This window comes from Streptomyces sp. NPDC086080 (genome assembly GCF_044540255.1).
In the GTDB taxonomy this organism is placed as follows: Bacteria; Actinomycetota; Actinomycetes; order Streptomycetales; family Streptomycetaceae; genus Streptomyces.
In genome coordinates, this window is sequence record NZ_JBITRU010000008.1 from 177,206 (window position 1) to 195,371 (window position 18,166).

General features: G+C 71.5%; 17 protein-coding genes. 9 read left to right on the plus strand and 8 right to left on the minus strand.

Annotated features, from left to right (window positions below):
• The first annotated feature begins 204 nt into the window (after positions 1–204).
• From ACIF9R_RS13060 to ACIF9R_RS13090, 7 genes are all read left to right on the plus strand, one after another.
• Positions 205–1,329: a SchA/CurD-like domain-containing protein gene (locus ACIF9R_RS13060; protein WP_399978285.1), complete on the plus strand. Its 1,125-nt coding sequence runs from the start codon at positions 205–207 to the stop codon at positions 1,327–1,329.
• A gap of 70 nt (positions 1,330–1,399) precedes the next feature.
• Entirely contained in the window at positions 1,400–1,867 is a 468-nt protein-coding gene (locus tag ACIF9R_RS13065; protein WP_399978288.1) for a cupin domain-containing protein, read from the plus strand.
• Positions 1,864–3,132 (plus strand): beta-ketoacyl-[acyl-carrier-protein] synthase family protein, encoded by a 1,269-nt coding sequence (locus ACIF9R_RS13070; protein WP_399978291.1) that lies wholly within the window; start codon positions 1,864–1,866, stop codon positions 3,130–3,132. The genes ACIF9R_RS13065 and ACIF9R_RS13070 overlap by 4 nt, the downstream gene beginning before the upstream one ends.
• On the plus strand, positions 3,129–4,373 hold the full coding sequence (locus ACIF9R_RS13075) for a ketosynthase chain-length factor (RefSeq protein WP_399978294.1): 1,245 nt from the start codon (positions 3,129–3,131) through the stop codon (positions 4,371–4,373). The genes ACIF9R_RS13070 and ACIF9R_RS13075 overlap by 4 nt, the downstream gene beginning before the upstream one ends.
• A gap of 27 nt (positions 4,374–4,400) precedes the next feature.
• A complete protein-coding gene (locus ACIF9R_RS13080; RefSeq protein WP_399978297.1) occupies positions 4,401–4,661 on the plus strand; it encodes an acyl carrier protein in 261 nt (86 codons plus the stop codon).
• A 3-nt stretch (positions 4,662–4,664) separates the two neighbouring features.
• Entirely contained in the window at positions 4,665–5,147 is a 483-nt protein-coding gene (locus tag ACIF9R_RS13085; protein ID WP_399978299.1) for an SRPBCC family protein, read from the plus strand.
• 35 nt (positions 5,148–5,182) lie between these two features.
• The gene (locus ACIF9R_RS13090) at positions 5,183–5,518 is read left to right on the plus strand and encodes a TcmI family type II polyketide cyclase (RefSeq protein WP_399978301.1); all 336 of its coding nucleotides are present in this window, start codon (positions 5,183–5,185) and stop codon (positions 5,516–5,518) included.
• An 83-nt stretch (positions 5,519–5,601) separates the two neighbouring features.
• Here ACIF9R_RS13090 and ACIF9R_RS13095 read toward each other — a convergent pair whose 3' ends face one another.
• From ACIF9R_RS13095 to ACIF9R_RS13110, 4 genes are all read right to left on the minus strand, one after another.
• On the minus strand, positions 5,602–6,630 hold the full coding sequence (locus ACIF9R_RS13095; RefSeq protein ID WP_399978304.1) for a methyltransferase: 1,029 nt from the start codon (positions 6,628–6,630) through the stop codon (positions 5,602–5,604).
• 48 nt (positions 6,631–6,678) lie between these two features.
• Positions 6,679–7,749: a nitrous oxide reductase family maturation protein NosD gene (locus tag ACIF9R_RS13100; protein ID WP_399978307.1), complete on the minus strand. Its 1,071-nt coding sequence runs from the start codon at positions 7,747–7,749 to the stop codon at positions 6,679–6,681.
• 63 nt (positions 7,750–7,812) lie between these two features.
• On the minus strand, positions 7,813–8,115 hold the full coding sequence (locus ACIF9R_RS13105; protein WP_399978310.1) for a DUF779 domain-containing protein: 303 nt from the start codon (positions 8,113–8,115) through the stop codon (positions 7,813–7,815).
• 84 nt (positions 8,116–8,199) lie between these two features.
• Entirely contained in the window at positions 8,200–8,910 is a 711-nt protein-coding gene (locus ACIF9R_RS13110; protein ID WP_399978556.1) for a FadR/GntR family transcriptional regulator, read from the minus strand.
• Positions 8,911–9,061: 151 nt separating this feature from the next.
• Here ACIF9R_RS13110 and ACIF9R_RS13115 point away from each other — a divergent pair, with 151 nt between their 5' ends.
• Positions 9,062–10,798, plus strand: a complete 1,737-nt coding sequence (locus ACIF9R_RS13115) for an IlvD/Edd family dehydratase (RefSeq protein ID WP_399978312.1) — start codon at positions 9,062–9,064, stop codon at positions 10,796–10,798.
• 33 nt (positions 10,799–10,831) lie between these two features.
• A complete protein-coding gene (locus ACIF9R_RS13120; RefSeq protein WP_399978315.1) occupies positions 10,832–12,019 on the plus strand; it encodes a fumarylacetoacetate hydrolase family protein in 1,188 nt (395 codons plus the stop codon).
• A gap of 274 nt (positions 12,020–12,293) precedes the next feature.
• On the opposite strand, the gene ACIF9R_RS13125 is transcribed toward ACIF9R_RS13120, so the two are convergent.
• The 4 genes from ACIF9R_RS13125 to ACIF9R_RS13140 form a co-directional block, all read right to left on the minus strand.
• Positions 12,294–14,672 carry a glycoside hydrolase family 3 N-terminal domain-containing protein gene (locus tag ACIF9R_RS13125; RefSeq protein ID WP_399978318.1) on the minus strand — a complete coding sequence of 793 codons (2,379 nt, stop codon included), beginning with the start codon at positions 14,670–14,672 and terminating at the stop codon, positions 12,294–12,296.
• A gap of 256 nt (positions 14,673–14,928) precedes the next feature.
• Positions 14,929–15,825, minus strand: coding sequence for a carbohydrate ABC transporter permease (locus ACIF9R_RS13130; RefSeq protein WP_399978321.1), 897 nt, complete (start codon positions 15,823–15,825; stop codon positions 14,929–14,931).
• Between the two features lies 1 nt (position 15,826).
• The gene (locus ACIF9R_RS13135; protein ID WP_399978324.1) at positions 15,827–16,735 is read right to left on the minus strand and encodes a carbohydrate ABC transporter permease; all 909 of its coding nucleotides are present in this window, start codon (positions 16,733–16,735) and stop codon (positions 15,827–15,829) included.
• A complete protein-coding gene (locus ACIF9R_RS13140) occupies positions 16,732–18,042 on the minus strand; it encodes an extracellular solute-binding protein (RefSeq protein ID WP_399978327.1) in 1,311 nt (436 codons plus the stop codon). Before ACIF9R_RS13140 ends, ACIF9R_RS13135 begins: the two co-directional genes overlap by 4 nt.
• Positions 18,043–18,166: the final 124 nt, after the last annotated feature.

The window sequence follows — 18,166 nt, forward strand, 5'->3', positions numbered from 1 at the left end:
GGTGTGGAAAGGGACGCCCCCATTTCATGCCCGGTACCGGGCATCCCGCGTCCCGGCGGCACCCGTATGACACGCGGTTCACCCACCTGCCCCGTGTCGCTCGCGCGCACCGGAATGACGCGTCAACGATCGACACATGGCGACCCCGGCCCTGCGGACACGGCGGTCGTTCCTGACCTTCCGACCAAAGGAGAGGTGCGCCGGATGACCAAGTCGGCACGCATTTCGCAGTCGGCGTTCGACGGCTCGAGGCTGCGGGTGATCCTGCTGCTCGACCTGTACGAGGGCGCCCAGGAGCAGTTCCTCGACGCGTACGAGCACATGCGCAACACGGTCGCGTCAGTCCCCGGTCACATCAGTGACCAACTGTGCCAGTCGATCGAGAACCCCTCGCAGTGGCTCATCACCAGCGAGTGGGAGAGCGCCCTGCCGTTCCTCGACTGGGTGAACAGCGAGGAGCACATCCAGATCGTCCGGCCGATGCACAGCTGCGTCCGGGACACCCGGTCGATGCGCTACAGCGTCCTGCGCGAGACCCACCCGGAGCAGCCGCTCGCGCCCGGGGCGGCGCGGGCGAACCTCCAGAGGGCGGCCCGCGTGGGCGCCGGCCGGACCCGTCACGCCCTCACCTTCACGGTCAAGCCGGGGTCCGAGTCCAAGGTCGTGGACATCCTGGCCAACTACGACGCGCCCGAGGCGCGGATCAACGGCATCACGCGGCTGCACCGCACCTCGCTCTTCATGCACGGCAACCGCGTGGTGCGGGCCGTGGAGGTGGAGGGCGATCTGCTGGCCGCCCTGTGCCACGTGGCCGCGCAGCCCGAGGTCCAGGCCGTGGAAGAGGCCATCAACACCCATCTCGAGCAGGACCGGGACCTGTCCGACGCCGACTCCGCGCGGGTGTTCTTCACCCGGGCGGCGCTCCCGGCGATGCAGCACGTGGAGGCCGGCCGGCCGGAACCCGCCGGGCTGCGACGCCACATGCTGTACTACCCGGCCCTGGCCGGCCGCGGACTGGAAATGGCCCGGTTCCTCGCCCAGCAGGACGAGGCCGCGGCCGGCGCCCCGGACGGCCTGGTGTACGCGAGCACCGTCTTCCAGCGCGGCGACATCGTGACCCGCATGATCGACGTCACCGGTGAACTCGATCTCGACCCGCTCTCCGCCCTGGGCATCAAGGGCCCGGGCAAGGCCGCCGAGCTGGAGCGTCTCCTGGACGGTGCCGCGATCGGCGTCGAGGGCTCCCTGGACTCGGAGCGCACCCTGCACCGGCTCCTGGCCCACGCCGACATGATGCCCGTCACCGACCGTGTCTCGGCGGATTCCTGACGGCCGACCGTGGCGACGTTCCCGGCCGTGTCCGCCCGGACGCCGCCGCTCCCACCCGGAGGTATCAACCATGTCCATACAGCACCCACGCATCGTGGATCTGAGCGAGACGGAACCCAACCGCCGGCGCGGAGGGGACCTCAGGACCCTGCTCACGCCGGCCACCGTGGGCTCCACCAGTGGTTTCATGGGCCTGGCCATCATCAAGCCCGGCGAGCGGATCGGCGAGCACTACCACCCGTACTCCGAGGAGTTCGTGTACGTCGTCAGCGGTGCGCTCGAAGTGGACCTGGACGGCGAGCCGTTCGCGCTCCGCGCCGAGCAGGGGCTGATGATCCCCGTCGACATGCGGCACCGCTTCCGCAACGTCGGCGACCAGGAGGCCCGCATGGTGTTCCACCTGGGCCCGCTCGCGCCGCACCCGAGCCTCGGCCACGTCGACACGGAGGAGACCGAAAGCGCGGTCGCCGGACCGCAGTTGAAGGTCGGCGGGCCCGAGCACGGCCGGTCGGCCGAGCCGAGCGAGGCCATAAAATGACCCGGCGGGTGGCCGTCACCGGTATAGGTGTGGTCGCTCCCGGCGGCATCGGGGCGACGGCGTTCTGGGATCTCCTCGCAGCCGGCCGTACCGCGACCCGCGGCATCACCCTGTTCGACCCGGCGGGCCTGCGCTCGCGCATAGCCGCCGAATGCGACTTCGACCCCTACGAGCACGGGCTGGACGCGGAGCTGTGCCAGCGCGCCGACCGGTACGTGCAGTTCGCCGTGGTCGCCGCCGGGGAGGCGCTGCGCGACTCCGGACTCGACATCGAGGCCGGGGACCCGTGGCGCACCGCGGTCTCCCTGGGCAGCGCGGTCGGCGGCACGACCCGGCTGGAGCACGACTACGTGCGGGTCAGCGAGGGCGGCCGGCGCTGGGACGTCGACCATGAGAAGGCCGAGCCGCAGTTGCACACGGCCTTCCAGCCGAGCACGCTCGCCTCGGTCGTCGCCGAGCGGTTCGGCGCCAGGGGACCCGTGCAGACCGTCTCCACCGGCTGCACCTCCGGCCTCGACGCGGTCGGCTACGCGTTCCACACCATCGCCGAGGGCCGGGCCGACGTCTGCATCGCGGGAGCGTCGGACTCGCCGATCTCACCGATCACGATGGCGTGCTTCGACGCCATCAAGGCGACGTCGCCCAACAACGACGATCCCGAGCACGCCTCCCGGCCGTTCGACGCCCACCGCGACGGCTTTGTGATGGGCGAGGGCGCGGCGGTGCTCGTGCTCGAGGAATACGAGCACGCACGGGCCCGCGGAGCGGAGATCCTCTGCGAGCTCAGCGGCTACGCCACCTACGGCAACGCCTACCACATGACCGGTCTGACCAGTGAGGGACTGGAGATGGCCCGGGCGATCGACACCACGCTCGACCAGGCCCGTATCGACCCCACGCTGATCGACTACGTCAACGCGCACGGCTCCGGCACCCGGCAGAACGACCGGCACGAGACGGCCGCCGTGAAGCGGTCGCTGGGCGCGCACGCCCATGAGACGCCCATGAGCTCCATCAAGTCGATGGTGGGGCACTCGCTGGGCGCGATCGGCGCGATCGAGGTGGTCGCCTGCGTCCTCGCGCTGAAGCACCAGGTCGTGCCGCCGACGGCGAACTACGAGACCCCCGACCCGGAGTGCGACCTGGACTACGTGCCGCGCACCGCCCGCCCGCGGAAGCTGAACCACGTGCTCTCCGTCGGCAGCGGTTTCGGCGGCTTCCAGTCCGCGGTGCTGCTGTCCGGGACGGGTGGGAGGACACGATGAGCAATCGGCGCTCCGGGCGCGCGGCCGTCACCGGCATCGGTGTGATCGCGCCCAACGGACTGCGGACGGACGCCTACTGGAAGTCCGTCCGCGAAGGCCTCACCGTACTGGACCTGATCGGCCGCGAGGGCTGCGACCACCTGCCGCTGCGGGTGGCGGGCGAGGTCCGGTCCTTCGACCCGGCGGATCTCATCGAGGACCGGTTCCTGGTGCAGACCGACCGGTTCAGCCACTTCGCCATGGCCGCCGCCGCCCTGGCCCTCGACGAGGCCGGGCTGGGCGGTGAGCCCGCCGAGCCGTTCTCGATCGGCGTGGTCACCGCGGCCGGATCGGGCGGCGGCGAGTTCGGCCAGCGCGAGCTGCAGAAACTCTGGGGAAAGGGCTCCAAGTTCGTCGGTCCGTACCAGTCCATCGCCTGGTTCTACGCGGCGAGCACCGGGCAGATCTCCATCCGCAGCGGTCTCAAGGGGCCGTGCGGGGTGGTGGCGAACGACGAGGCGGGCGGACTGGACGCTTTGGCGCACGCGAGCCGGGCCGTACGGCGCGGCACCGACGTCATGGTCGTCGGGGCCGCGGAGGCGCCCCTCGCCCCGTACTCGATGGTCTGCCAGCTCGGCTACTCCGAGCTCAGCACCGTCGACGACCCCGACCGCGCCTACCGCCCGTTCACCGAGAAGGCCTGCGGCTTCGTGCCCGCCGAGGGGGGCGCGCTGCTCGTCGTCGAGGACGAGGCCCGGGCCCGGGAGCGCGGGGTGCCCGTGCGGGCCACCGTGGCCGGCCACGCCGCCACGTTCACCGGGGCCTCCCGCTGGGCGGAGTCCCGGGAAGGGCTCGCCCGCGCGATCCGCGGCGCCCTCGACGAGGCGCGGTGTGCCCCGGAGGAGATCGACGTCGTGTTCGCCGACGCCATGGGCGTGCCCGAGGCGGACCGCGCGGAGGCGCTGGCGATCGCCGACGCGCTCGGCGCGCACGGCACCCGGGTCCCGGTCACGGCGCCCAAGACCGGCATCGGCCGCGCCTACTGCGCGGCGCCCGTGCTGGACACGGTGTCCGCGGTGCTCGCCATGGAGCACGGCCAGGTGCCCCCGACGCCCAACGTGTTCGACATCTGCCACGACCTCGATCTGGTCATGTCGCGCGCTCGCCCCGCCGAGCTGCGCACCGCCCTGGTCCTCAGCAGGGGACTGATGGGCTCCAACGCGGCGCTGGTCGTGCGCCGCGGTGACGATTCCGCCCGGTAGATCCGGGCGGGGAAGGAGCAGTCACCCATGATCACCACCGAAGTGACCTTCGACGAGCTGTCAGCCCTGATGAAGCAGGCAGCCGGCATCACCGTCGCCCCCCGGGAACTCAAGGAGGCCGCGGAGTCCCCGTTCGACTCCTTCGGTCTGGACTCGCTCGGTCTGCTCGGCATCGTCGGCGAGCTGGAGAACCGGTACGGGCAGTCGCTGCCCCCCGACTCGGAGCGCTGCAGGACACCCCGGGAGTTCCTGAACCTCGTCAACAGCACCCTCACGGCTGGAGCCTGAAAAGTGGCCGGACACACCGAGAACAGCATCACCATCGACGCTCCCCTCGACCTGGTGTGGGAGATGACCAACGACCTGGAGAACTGGCCGCGGCTGTTCAGCGAGTACGCGTCCGTGGACGTCCTCTCCCGGGAGGGCGACACGACGACGTTCCGCCTGACCATGCACCCGGACGAGAACGGCAAGGTGTGGAGCTGGGTGTCGGAACGCACGCCGGACCGCGAGAAGCGGATGGTGCGCGCCCGCCGTGTCGAGACGGGGCCGTTCGCCCACATGGACATCCTGTGGGAGTACGCGGAGGTGCCCGGCGGAGTCGAGATGCGCTGGACGCAGGACTTCGCGATGAAGCCCGACGCCCCGGTCGACGACGACTGGATGACGGACAACATCAACCGCAACTCCCGTACGCAGATGGCCCTCATCCGGGACCGGATCGAACAGGTCGCCCGCGACAGCGAGCGCGCGTCCGTCGCGTCCTCGCGCTGAGCGCCGGTCCGGGAAGGACACGGAAGGACACCCCCATGCATCACGCCCTCATCGTCGCCCGGATGAAACCCGGCTCGGCGCCGGACATCGCCGACGTGTTCGCCGCCTCCGACCGGGGTGAACTCCCCCACCTGGTCGGCGTCAGCCGGCGCAGCCTCTTCCAGTTCGGGGACGACGTGTACCTGCACCTCATCGAGGCCGAGCGGGACCCGGCGCCCGCCATCGCCAAGCTGGCCTCGCACCCCGAGTTCCGCGGTATCAGCGAGCGGCTGGAGGCCTACGTCAGTCCGTACGACCCGGCCACGTGGCGGAGCCCGAAGGACGCCATGGCGCAGTGCTTCTACCGCTGGGAGCGCGACGCCGGTTCCTGAGCCGACACCGCCGGTACACCCCGAGGCCGCCGGTTCCGCGTCAGTCGCGGGGCCGGCGGCCTCGGGGTTGCGTCGTCCTCGGATCAGCCGGGCACGGTGCACTCGAAGGCGTGGAGATACGCGTTGACCGGGCGGATGTCGCCGATGGCGAGGCCCGCGTCGGTCAGCCGGTCGACCATGCTCTGCCGGGTGTGCTTGGCGCCGCCGACGTTGAGGAGCAGCAGCAGGTCCATGGCGGTGGTGAAGCGCATCGACGGGGTGTCGTCGACGAGGTTCTCGATGACCACGACGCGGGCTCCGGGCCGCGCCGCCGCACATACGTTCGCCAGCGCCCTGCGGGTGCTGTCGTCGTCCCACTCCAGGACGTTCTTGATGATGTACACGTCCGCCCGGACGGGTACCTTCTCGCGGCAGTCACCCGCCACGACGTCGACCCGGTCGGCGAGGGCACCGCCCGCGCGCAGTCGCGGGTCGGCGTTCTGGACGACGCCCGGCAGGTCGAGCAGCGTGCCGTGGAGGTGGGCGTGCTGCTCCAGGAGGCCGGCCAGGACGTGCCCCTGGCCGCCCCCGATGTCCACCACCGAGGAGGCGTCGTCCAGGTCGAGCAGCAGGGCCACGTCACGGGCGGACTGCTCGCTGGACGTCGTCATCGCGCGGTTGAACACATGAGCGGACTCGGGGGCCGATTCGTTGAGATACGTGAAGAACTCGCGGTCGTACACGTCCTCGAAGACGTTGCCGCCGGAGCGCACCGCCTCGTCGAGCAGCGGCCAGACGTTCCAGGTCCACGGCTCGGTACACCACAGGGCGATGTAGCGCAGGCTGTGCGGGTCGTCCTCGCGCAGCAGCCGGGACATCTCGGTGTGCGCGAAGGTTCCGTCGGGGTTCTCGGCGAAGACGCCCTGGCAGGCCAGGGCGCGCAGCAGCCGCCGCAGGGTGTGCGGCTGGGTCTTCACTGCGGCCGCCAGGTCATCGACGGTCAGCGGGCTGTCGTCCAGGGCGTCCGGCACGCCCAAACGGACGGCCGCGCGTACGGCGGCGGCACACGCCGCGCCGAATACGAGCTCCCTCAGCCGCATGGGTGGCGGGGGAGCCGGTTCAACGGTGGTCATCCGTTGCCTCGCTTCTGCTGTCGTGCGGTCGGGGGTGGGGCGGGTCGGTCAGCACATGCCGGCGGGCTCGGAGAGCGTGCAGGTGTTGCGGCTGAACGTGTTGGTCGTGGCGGTGTCCCGGTTGGCCAGGTCGGCCGGGCTGTTGCCGGTGACCAGGTTGTCGCGGATCTCGTTGCGCTCACTGGGCGTTCCGACGAGGCTCTTGAACAGCACGACGCCGCCGGACAGCGGGGAGGTGCCCTTGTTGTCCTCGACCCGGTTGAAGGCCACCCGGGTCTCCTCGACACCGGTGAGGACGATGCCCGAGCCCTGCAGGAAGGGCAGCCGGGGCGTCTTGGCGCAGTACTTGTTGTTGGCGTGGAGGTGATTGAACGTCACGTTCAGATGGCCGGCCCGCGGCGCGGACTCGTCGCCCACCACGAACACGGCGGCGCAGTTGCCGGTGGCCTCGTTGTGGGAGACGCTCAGGTTCCGCAGCCGCCGTACGGTGACGCCGACCCGGTTGCCTTCCGTCCTGTTGTGCCCGATCACCGTCCTCCGGGCGTCCCGGGCGCCCTCCTCGGTGTCGACGGTGTTGGCCACGAAGAGTCCGGCGTCGCCGTTGTTCCGGGCGAGGTTGTGACTGAGCACGCTGCTGACGGAGCGTTCCTCGGCGATGCCCCACTGGCCGTTCCTCTCCGCGGTCACATGCCGGACCCTCAGGCCCTCCGTCCCGGTGGCCCACACCCCGTTCTTGGCGAAGCCACGCACCGTCAGCGCCCTTACGGTGACGTCCTTGAGGGGCTTCTTGTCGGTGCCGGTGACACAGATGCCGTTGCCCGCCTTGGCGCAGGCGCTCTTCCCGGGGTCCGCGGCGGGCACCAGGACGGTGCGGCCGGCACCGCTGCCGCGCAGGGTGATGTCCGAGCGGGTGATGTCGACGCTCTGCTTGTAGGTACCGGCCGCGAGCAGGACGGTGTCCCCCGGTTCGGCGGCGTCGACGGCCTTCTGGATCGACTGTCCGGGCTGTACACGGTGCACGGCCGGATGATGGACCGACGGGGCGGCCGGGGCTGCACCGATCCCCGCGGCCACGACGGCGGTGGTACAGGCGAGATACGCGATGTGACGTCTGTTCATGAGCCGAAGCTATGAGCGGGTGATCGCCGCCGCCACCGCTGATCACCCAGCCGGGCGCGGTGCTCACCTGGCCGCGGAACCGGTCCGGTCACGCGGCCGGCGACGTCGCCGGGCCGCCCCCGGTCGCCCCCGCCGGCGGTCCCGAACCCCGACCGGTACGCGGGCGAGGAACGGAGTACCGCGGAACGGGGTGCCGCCTGCCACCCGGCCGGGCGCGACGTCCGAGGCACCGGCCCGGGACTCGCCGCGCGGGGAGCACATGGGCCCACTGCCGTCGCGGCGGCCGCTGGACGGGCGGAGCAGCACCGGACCGTGGGTCCGGATGAGCCGCCGCACCAACTCCCCTGCGGCCCACGTCGGTTCCACGCGCCGGATGCCGCCTCCCTCAGCGTGGGCGTCGCCGACCTCCCTGCCCTGCCCGTGGCACCGCGGGGTCGCGGCCGTGACGGGTCATACGGCGTCGCCCGGGGCGTCACCCGGCATTCCGGGTGACCGGGTGATCTCCTCCTCGGCGGCATCGATGATGGCCAGCACGGCGGCCGCTGCGGCCTCGGGATCGCGGGCCTCGACGGCTCGCACGACGGCGCGGTGACCCGGCAGCGAGGCTTCCACCGCGCCAGGTGTCCGGGTGCTGATGAGGAAGCTGTGTTCCAGTGCGATGTCGACAGCGCGGCCCAGTGAGCCGAGGAGACGGTTGCCGCTGGCGTCCAGCAGGGCCCGGTGGAAGGCGATGTCGGCCTCGACGTAGCCGCTGCGGCCGGGTTCCGCCGCCGCGGCCTCCATGGCCGCCAGGGAGTCGTACAGGACCCGTACCTCGTCGGGGCCGGCCCGGCCGGCAGCGAGCCGGGCCGCCTCGGGCTCGACGATCCGGCGCAGTTCGCCCGTGTCCCGCAGCAGGGCCGTGGCGTCCCCGGCCTGTTTCCAGCGCAGCACGTCACGGTCCAGGTGGTTCCAGTGCTCCGGGGGCAGCACGCGTGTGCCGGTGCGCGGGCGGACGTGCAGCATCCCTTTGGCCACCAGTGCCTTGACCGCCTCGCGCAGCACTCCCCGGCTGACGCCGGTCTCGGCCGCGAGCACGTCCTCGACCGGCAGCGGATCGCCCGGCTCCCACGCGCCCCCCACGATGCGCCGCCCGAGCTCGTCGACCACGCGCTGGTGCATGGTCAGGAAGTGCGCCACGATCTCTGTTCACCCCCTGGACGCCAATCATCGAATCATTTAATGATTGCGCTACAGGGTAGCGGCCCACGGGTCCTCACCCGACAACGCCCCATCGCGAAGCGGACGACGCCGGAGTCAAGGGAGGGCCTGCATGACCGACGGGCAGAAGACGAACCGCCGCAGCCAGGCATGGTTCGGCGCACGGGGCCGCAGCGGGATGCTGTACCGCTCCTGGATGCGCAACCAGGGACTCGGGCACGAGGTGTTCGACGGGCGTCCCGTCATCGGCATCGCGACCAGTGCCTCCGAACTCGCGCCGTGCAACGCCCATCTGACACACGTCGCCGAAGCCGTCAAGCGTGGCGTGTGGCAGGCGGGCGGCCTGCCGCTCCAGTTTCCCACCATGGCCACCGGCGAGACCCTGATGCGTCCCACCGCGATGCTGTACCGCAACCTCATGGCCATGGAGGTCGAGGAGCTGATCCGGGCCAATCCGCTCGACGGTGTCGTGCTGCTGTCCGGCTGCGACAAGACGACCCCCGCCATGCTCATGGGCGCCGCCAGCGTCGACCTGCCCGCCGTCATGGTCACCGGCGGGCCGATGCTGAACGGGAAGTACCGGGGCCAGGACGTGGGATCCGGCACCCATGTGTGGAAGTTCGAGGAGGACCTGAAGACCGGCCGGATGACCGAGGAGGAGTGCTTCTTCGCGGAAGGGTGCATGGCCCGTTCCCACGGGCACTGCATGACGATGGGGACCGCCTCGACGATGGCCTGCATGGCCGAGGCGCTCGGCATGCAGCTGCCGGGCTCGGCGGCCTGGCCCGCGGTCGACTCCCGGCGGATGGAGACCGCGCAGGCGGCGGGGCAGCGCATCGTACGGATGGTGGAGGAGGAACTGCGCCCCTCCCGGATCCTCACCCGGGAGGCGTTCGAGAACGCCATCCGCGTCAACGCGGCCATCGGCGGCTCCACGAACGCCCTCATCCACCTCACCGCCCTCGCCGGACGCGTCGGCGTCGAGCTGGACCTGAAGGACTTCGACGACCTGGTCCGCGCGGTGCCGACCCTGGTCAACCTGATGCCCAGTGGCACGTACCTCATGGAGGACTTCTGCTACGCGGGCGGCCTGCCCGCCGTCATGGCCGAGCTGCTCGGCGGCGAGCTGCTGCACGGCGAACAGATCACGGTCACCGGACGCACCGTCGCCGAGAACACCCGGAACGCCGAACGCGTCGGCTCCGACGTCATCACCGGCCTCGACGCGCCCTTCCAGCCGGCCGGCACCGGTATCGCCGTCCTCCGCGGCAACCTGTGCCCCGACGGCGCCGTGATCAAGCAGTCCGCCGCGTCACCGCACCTGCTCACCCACCGCGGCCCCGCGCGCGTCTTCGACTCCCCCGAGGCCTACCACGAGGTGGCCGACGACCCGGAACTCGACATCGACGAGAACACCGTGATCGTCATCCGCAACGCCGGCCCCAAGGGCTACCCCGGCATGCCCGAGGTCTCCAACGTCCCGCTGCCCGCCAAGCTGCTGAAGGCCGGCGTCACCGACATGGTCCGCGTCTGCGACGGCCGGATGAGCGGCACCGGGTACGGGACGGTGGTCCTGCACGTGGCGCCCGAGGCCGCCGTCGGCGGTCCGCTCGCCCTGGTGCGCGACGGGGACCCCGTCGTCCTCGACGTCCCCCGGCGCACCCTGCGCCTGGACGTGGACGACGCCGAACTCACGCGGCGCCGGCAGGAGTGGAGGGCACCCGCCGAGCGGTACACCGGCGGCTACACCTGGCTCTACACGCAGAACGTGGAACAGGCCGACCGGGGCGCCGACTTCGGTTTCCTGCGCGGCAGCCGTGGACACGAGGTCCCCCGCGACTCCCACTGAGCCCGTCCGGACGCATCCAGGAGAGCATGCACCGTGGAATCCGCAAGCGCGCGCCCCCGCCCGGTCCTCACCGCCGGCTCCGTCCTGCCCGAGGACGCCGGCCGGGCCGCCCTCGTCGCGCGCGTCCACGACCCCGAAGGGGACGGACCGTGCGTGGCCGCGGTCCGCGGCGACCACCTCGTCGACCTGACGGCCCTCGCACCCACCGTCTCCGCCCTCATGGAACGCGACGACGCGGCGGCCGTCGTCCGCGAGGCCGGCGGCGGACGCGCCTGGCTCCTGGACGACCTGCTGCAGGCACCCCCCGGCCGCCGTGACGTGCCGCATCTGCTCGCCCCCGTCGACCTCCAGGTGATCAAGGCGGCGGGCGTCACCTTCGCCCGCAGCCTGCTGGAACGCGTCATCGAAGAACGCACGGGCGGCGACCCGGCCCAGGCCGCGAAGGTACGGGACCGCGTCGGACAGGTGGTGGGCGGCAGGCTCGACGGGATCCGCCCCGGATCACCGGAAGCGGCCAGGGCCAAGGAACTCCTCGTCGCCGAAGGACTCTGGTCGCAGTACCTGGAGGTGGGCATCGGACCGGACCCGGAGGTGTTCACCAAGGCGCCCGTGCTGTCCGCGGTCGGCACCGGCGCCGAGGTCGGCGTACTCGGCGCCTCCGTGTGGAACAACCCCGAGCCCGAGGCCGTCCTCGTCGTCGACTCGCGCGGCCGGGTGCGCGGCGCGACGCTCGGCAACGACGTCAACCTCCGCGACATCGAGGGACGCAGCGCCCTGCTGCTGTCCCGCGCGAAGGACAATAACGCCTCCTGCGCCATCGGTCCGTTCGTCCGCGTCCTCGACGAGGACTTCGGCCTCGACGCCGTACGCGCACTCGACATCGACCTGCGGGTCGACGGGCCGGACGGCTACGTCCTGCGCGGCAGCAGCTCCCTGAGCGAGATCAGCCGCGACGTACTGGACCTCGTGTCCGCCACGCACGGCGCGCACCATCAGTACCCCGACGGCTTCGTCCTGTTCACCGGCACGCTGTTCGCCCCCACCGAGGACCGGCGGGCGCCCGGCGCCGGCTTCACCCACGAGTACGGCGACATCGTGCGGATCTCCAGCCCGCGACTCGGCGCCCTGGTCAACACCGTCGTGCCCAGCGAGCAGGCCGCGCCGTGGACGTTCGGCGTGGGAGCGCTGATGCGCAGCCTCGCCCGGCGCGGCCTGCTCTGAGGCCGCCCCGTACCCGGCCCCGCGGTGCGGGGCCGCGTCCCGCGGGGTGGTGTCAGCGATCACGCGCTTCGCCCTCCGGTACCCGGCTCACGACGATCTCCACATCGGCGCGGCACGCGAAGTGGCCCGGTCAGGCGCCGGGAGTGCCCCAGCAGGTCGACGAACCCGGAGTGACCTGCGAGTCCCGGCCCGTTGATCGGCTGCACCACCCGGCGGGACGCCATCCGGTGCGGGACGCGCGGCGCCGCCGTGACGTGCGCCGCGCGTCCCCGGTTCAGTCGGCGACCGGCTCCTGCGTGATCGTGGCGTGCAGCCGCCGCGTGTGGTCCACGTGGCGTTCCGCCCCGGTCAGCACGACCGCGGCCGTCAGCCGCGCATCCGCGCTGGAGGCGGCCAGCCGCAGTTCCAGCGCGCCCGGTTCGACGACCCGGCGGCCGTCGCGCCCGGTGAAGGAGGCGAGGTCGGCCGGGACCGTCACCGCGAGGCGCCGGGCCTCGCCCGGCTCCAGCGCGACCCGGGCGTAGCCGACGAGGCGCTGCACCGGCTGGACGACGGAGGCGACCGGGTCGTGCAGATAGAGCTGGACGACCTCCGTCCCGGACCGCCCGCCCGCGTTGCGGACGGTGAACGACAGGGCGAACTCCCCGTCCGTCGGGGCCTCCTGGGCCTCCACCGCCAGATCGGTCCACTCGAACCGCGTGTACGACAGGCCGTGGCCGAAGGCGAACGCGGGCGTCGGATCGATGCTGGACACGTCGCTCGCGTGAGCGAGCCGCGCCCCGAGGTACGTGCCCGGCTGGGAGCCGGGCCCGCGCGGCACACCGACCGGGAGGCGCCCGGAGGGATTGACGCGGCCGCTGAGCACCCCGGCGATCGCGTGCGTGCCCTCCTCGCCGGGGAAGAACGACTGCACGATGGCCGCGGACTCCTCCACCGCGCGGCCGAGGGCGTACGGCCGCCCGGCCAGCAGCACGGTCACCACGGGCGTGCCCAGGTCGAGCAGGGTGTCGAGCAGGTGCTGCTGCGCGCCGGGCAGCGCCAGCGACTCGGCGTCGCAGCCCTCCCCGCTGGTGCCCCGCCCGAAGAGCCCGGCACGGTCGCCGAGCACCACCAGGGCGACGTCGGCCTCGCCCGCCACCCGCGCCGCCTCGTCGAGCCCTGAGAGGTCCCCGTCGTCGACGCCGGTGCCGCGCGCGTACGTGATCTCGGCGTCGGGGAACTCGGCGGCGAGCGTCTCGCGCACCGTGGGCAGCCCGATGCCGTGGGGCGTGCCGGGGTGGCGGACGCCGATGTGCTGGGGGAAGGAGTAGCAGCCCAGCACGGCGACGGGATCGTCGGCGTTGGGACCGATCAGGGCGATGCGGCGCGGCCTGTCCAGCGGCAGGGTGCCGTCGTTGCTCAGCAGGACGACCGCTTCCTCGGCGAGCGTGCGGGCCAGGGCACGGTTCTCCGGCCCGTCCAGGTCGATCCGCCCGCGCAGCGCGGCCGGGTCGTCCGGGTCCGCCCCGTCGAGGGCGGCCGGTACGGGGTTCCAGTCCGGGTCGAGCAGGCCGAGCGCCACCTTCTGGGTGAGCACCCGGCGCAGGGCGCGGTCGACCAGTTCCTCCGGCACCCGGCCGTCGGCGACCGCCTCGGTCAGGGGCCCGCCGTACGTCTTGACGTTGGGCAGTTCGACGTCGATGCCCGCGCGCAGCGCCGTGCCGGCGGCACCCGCCCAGTCGGCCGCGACCCCGTGCAGGGTCTTCAGGAACGCGATGGCGAAGTAGTCGGCGACGACGGTGCCGTCGAAGCCCCACGTGTCGCGCAGCAGTCCGGTGAGCAGGTCCTCGTCGGCCGCCGAGGGCATGCCGTCGGTGTCGGTGTAGGCGTTCATCACCGACCGGGCGCCGCCCTCGAGGATCGCCATCTCGAAGGGCGGCAGCAGGACGTCGGCGCGCTCGCGCGGGCCCACGGAGGAGGGGGCGAGGTTGCGGCCGGCGCGGGAGGCGGAGTAGCCGGCGAAGTGCTTGAGGGTGGCGACGATCCCGGCGGACTCCAGACCCTGCACATACGCGGTCCCGATGGTGCCGACGAGGTACGGGTCCTCGCCGATGGTCTCCTCGACCCGCCCCCAGCGGGCGTCGCGCACCACGTCGAGGACGGGCGCGAGCCCTTGATGGACACCGACGGTCCGCATGTCGCGCCCGATGGCGGCGGCCATCCGCCGCACCGTGTCCGGGTCGAAGGCGGCGCCCCAGGACAGCGGGACGGGGTAGGCCGTCGCGCCCCAGGCGGCGAAGCCGGCCAGGCACTCGTCGTGCGCGAGGGCGGGGATGCCGAACCGGTTCGAGGCGGCGATCCGGGTCTGGGTGCGGGCGAGCGAGAGCGCGCCCACGGCCGCGTCGACCGGGACCGTGCCGAAGGGCCGGGTGAGCTGGCCCAGCCCGGCGGGCAGCAGGGCGTCGAGGTCGACGGGTTCCTCCATGTCGTGCTGGTGGGGGGCGACCTCACCGCCCTCGTCGGAGGCGCCCACCCACACGCCGTACAGCTGGGCGGTCTTCTCCTGAAGGGTCATCGCGCCGATCAGGGCGTCGACCCGCGCGGCGACGGAAGCGGTGGGGTCGTTCCAGAGGGAGACCCCGGCGGGGTTCTCCACGGCCACGTTGGCGTTCATGTTCCTCCTAGGCCCGCCGGACCCTCGACGAGGGCGCGGGGGCGGACCGGTGGTCGGGCAGGACTCGGGGCGGGGCGGATCGCGTCGGGCTCCGGCAGCGGCCCGGTCCGCCGCGCCCCGCCCCTCGGGGGGCGGGGCCGGGGGCGCGCCCGGTGCCGGCCGGGCCGGCGGACGGGGTGCCGGCGCCGGGCCGGCCGTGGAGTTCACCGGACGCCCGGGGCCCCGGGCCGGCCACCGGTCACGGCGTCCGGGTCGGTCAACGGCTGAAGCCCGCGGTCAGGCCGCTCAGCAGCTGGCGGCGGCCGAACGCGTACAGCACCAGGACGGGCAGGGTGGTCAGGACGACGGCCGCGAGGATGCCGGGGATGTTGATCCCGTACTGGCCCTGGAAGGTCCACAGGGCGAGCGGCAGGGTCCGGCGGTCGGGGCTCTGGGTGAGGACCAGCGGCAGCAGGAACCCGTTCCAGATGGTCAGTGCGTTGAAGACGCTCACGGTGATGATGGCGGGCCGGGTGAGCGGTGCCGCCAGCCGCCACAGCGTCGTCCACTCGGTGGCGCCGTCGACCCGCATCGAGTCGAACAGTTCCTTGGGCACGTCACGGATGAAGTTGGAGAGCACCAGCACGGACAGCGGGATGGCGAAGGCGATCGACGGGAGGATCAGCGCCGGCAGACTGTCGTAGAGCTCCAGCTTGATGATGATCAGGTAGACCGGGATGATCGTCGCCTGCAACGGGATGGCCAGGCCCATGAGGAACAGCCCGTTGACGGTGCGCAGGACCCGCATGCGCCAGCCGCGGACGATGGCGTAGGCCGCCATGAAGGAGACCACGACCGCCGGGACGACGGCGCCGAGGGTCACGATGACGCTGTTCACGAAGTAGAGCGGAAAGTCCGACTCGACGACCAGCCGGTAGTTCTCCAGTGTCGGGTCGGACGGCGGTGCCAGCGGGTTGCTCGCGTAGTAGCGGTTCTGGGCCTTGAAACTGGTGATCAGGGCCCAGTAGAGGGGCACGGCCACGACGGCGAGCCAGAGCCAGCCGGCCAGACCGGCGGTCCAGTTGTGCCGCCGGAGCGCCGGACGGGAGGAGTGCCGCCCCTCGCGGTGGGCGACCTTCCGCGGTCGTCGCGGCTTGGTCAGCGTGGTGGTCACGTCAGGCCCCCTCGAGTTGGCTCGCGCCGGCGTCGCGGCCGCCGAGCCGGCGCAGCAGCAGCGCGAGGGCGAGTCCCACGAGGACCAGGATGACCGCGATGACACTGGCCGGTCCCATCAGGCTGGCCTGGAAACCCCGCTTGTACATGTCCAGGGCGAGTACCCGGGTGGCGTCGCCGGGGCCGCCCTCGGTCAGGATGAAGATGAGGTCGAAGAAGGTCAGCGACCCGACCACCATCAGCGTGGACGAGGTGATGATGGTGTATTTGAGCTGGGGCAGCGTGATGCCGAAGAACTGCCGGATCCGTCCGGCCCCGTCCAACTGGGCCGCTTCGTAGAGGGACTTCGGGATCTGCTGTACGCCGCCCTGGTAGATCAGCGAGTGGAACGGGATGAACTGCCAGGAGACGACGAAGATGACGACCCCGAAGGCGAGTCCCGGCCGCCCGAGCCAGTCCTGGCTGAGCAGTGAGATGTCCAGTCCCGCACCGAGCCCGAAGTTGGGGTCCAGCAGTGATTTGTACGCGATGGCGATCGCCGCGGAGCTGAGCATCAGCGGGATGAAGTACACCACGCCCAGGATCGCCCGGTAGCGCTGGCGGCCTGCCAGGAACACGCCGAGCAGAATGCTCAGCGGGGTCTGGACGGCCCAGGACACGGCCATCACCAGGAACGTCACCCAGAGGGCGTGCGGCAGCCCGGGGTCGGTCAGCACCTCGCGCCAACTGGTCAGTCCCGTCACGCGGATGGCGCCGATCCCGTCCCAGGTGGTGAAGCTCAGCGCGAAGACACCGACGAGCGGCACCACGGCGAAGCCGAGGAAGAACACCAGCGCAGGCACCGCGAGCCACGGCAGGATGGTGCTGCGTGACTCGCGGCGCGGCGGCGCCTTGTGGGTGAGTGAGCTCATGTGCCGATGACCGCGTTGAGGTTGGAGGCGAACTGCTGGGGCGAGATGGACCGCTGGAACAGCTTGGCGATGTTGTCCAGCAGTGTCGCGGCCGCCGCCGGGCTGAGCGCCTGGTCCCAGGACTGGACGAACACCTTCGCCTTGCTGGCGATGTCGTAGGTGAACTTCAGGAAGTCGGCGTTCTCGGTGCCGGCCAGCATCTTGTCGGCGCCCAGCCGGATCGGGAGCGACCCGTTGCCGATCCACTTCTTCACCTCCTCGTCCTGGAGGACACCCGTGGCGAAGAAGTCCTTGGCGATCTTCTTCTGCTCGGCACTGGCCTTGGAGGAGATGGAGAGGTACTGGGCGGGGTTGCCGACGGTGACGCTCTGATCGCCCTTGCCGCCCTCCACGGGCGGGAAGGTCATGTAGCCGAGCCCGCCGCTGGAGACGAAGTCCTTGCCGTCCGTCTTCTGGATGCCGTACGACCAGGCCCCGTGCAGCATCATCGCGGCCCTGCCGGTGTAGAGCAGCGCCTGGTCGGCGTTGGAGTCCGCGGTGATCGAGGAGAAGCCCTTGACGAATCCCTCGGCCTCGACGAGTTCCTGAATCATGGTCAGGGCCTTGATGGCGTCGGGGTTGGACCAGGCGTCCTTCTCGCCCTCGATGATGGCCTGGAACACCTCGGACCCGCCGATGCGGTCGAACAGGAACTCCAGCCACATCATGCTCGTCCACCGGGACTGGCCGCCGAGGGAGAACGGCGCGATGCCCTTGTTGTTGAACTTGGGCACCAGCGCCATGATGTCGTCCCAGGACTGCGGCGGTTCCACGCCGACCTGCTCGAAGACCTTTCTGTTGTAGTAGAGGATGATCGGCTGCACCGTCTCGCACGGCATCGCGTAGATCTTGCCGTCGACGGTGGCGGCGCCGAACGAGGACGGGAACAGCCGGTCCTTGACCTCGGAGTGGTCGTCGAACCACGAGGTGAGGTCCTCGACCTGGCCGGCCTTCGCGTAGGTCCGAAGGGTCCCGCCGCCCCAGCCCCAGATGATGGTGGGCGCCTTCCCGGCGCCGATGGCGGTCTTGATCTTCGTCTTGTACGCGTCGTTCTGGAAGGTCGTGTCCTCGATCCGACCGTCGGGGTTGGCCTTGTTGAACGCGTCGACGGCGCCGGCCCTGACGCCTTCCTGCGGCATGCCGTTGAGGTACCAGTAGGTGGCACCGCCGCCGCTGCCGGGGCCGGACGAGCCGCCGCAGGCCGTGAGCGCCGCGGAGACCGGTATGCCGGCCGCCAGGCCCAGCAGGGTACGTCGAGAGAGCGCCATGATTTTTCTCCGCACTCGAGCGCCGTCGGCTACTCGTGAGTCATGGTGAAAGGTTTTCGAAACAGCCTTCTTCAAGCTCCGTTCGTGCAAATTAGGTTTCGGGCTGATGCCCTGTCAAGGCATG

Coding starts and splice junctions, on each gene's coding strand:
- ACIF9R_RS13060 (WP_399978285.1), top strand. CDS start 205: ATGACCAAGTCGGCACGCATTTCGCAGTCGGCGTTCGACGGCTCGAGG.
- ACIF9R_RS13065 (WP_399978288.1), top strand. CDS start 1,400: ATGTCCATACAGCACCCACGCATCGTGGATCTGAGCGAGACGGAACCC.
- ACIF9R_RS13070 (WP_399978291.1), top strand. CDS start 1,864: ATGACCCGGCGGGTGGCCGTCACCGGTATAGGTGTGGTCGCTCCCGGC.
- ACIF9R_RS13075 (WP_399978294.1), top strand. CDS start 3,129: ATGAGCAATCGGCGCTCCGGGCGCGCGGCCGTCACCGGCATCGGTGTG.
- ACIF9R_RS13080 (WP_399978297.1), top strand. CDS start 4,401: ATGATCACCACCGAAGTGACCTTCGACGAGCTGTCAGCCCTGATGAAG.
- ACIF9R_RS13090 (WP_399978301.1), top strand. CDS start 5,183: ATGCATCACGCCCTCATCGTCGCCCGGATGAAACCCGGCTCGGCGCCG.
- ACIF9R_RS13095 (WP_399978304.1), bottom strand. CDS start 6,630: ATGACCACCGTTGAACCGGCTCCCCCGCCACCCATGCGGCTGAGGGAG.
- ACIF9R_RS13100 (WP_399978307.1), bottom strand. CDS start 7,749: ATGAACAGACGTCACATCGCGTATCTCGCCTGTACCACCGCCGTCGTG.
- ACIF9R_RS13110 (WP_399978556.1), bottom strand. CDS start 8,910: ATGCACCAGCGCGTGGTCGACGAGCTCGGGCGGCGCATCGTGGGGGGC.
- ACIF9R_RS13115 (WP_399978312.1), top strand. CDS start 9,062: ATGACCGACGGGCAGAAGACGAACCGCCGCAGCCAGGCATGGTTCGGC.
- ACIF9R_RS13125 (WP_399978318.1), bottom strand. CDS start 14,672: ATGAACGCCAACGTGGCCGTGGAGAACCCCGCCGGGGTCTCCCTCTGG.
- ACIF9R_RS13135 (WP_399978324.1), bottom strand. CDS start 16,735: ATGAGCTCACTCACCCACAAGGCGCCGCCGCGCCGCGAGTCACGCAGC.
- ACIF9R_RS13140 (WP_399978327.1), bottom strand. CDS start 18,042: ATGGCGCTCTCTCGACGTACCCTGCTGGGCCTGGCGGCCGGCATACCG.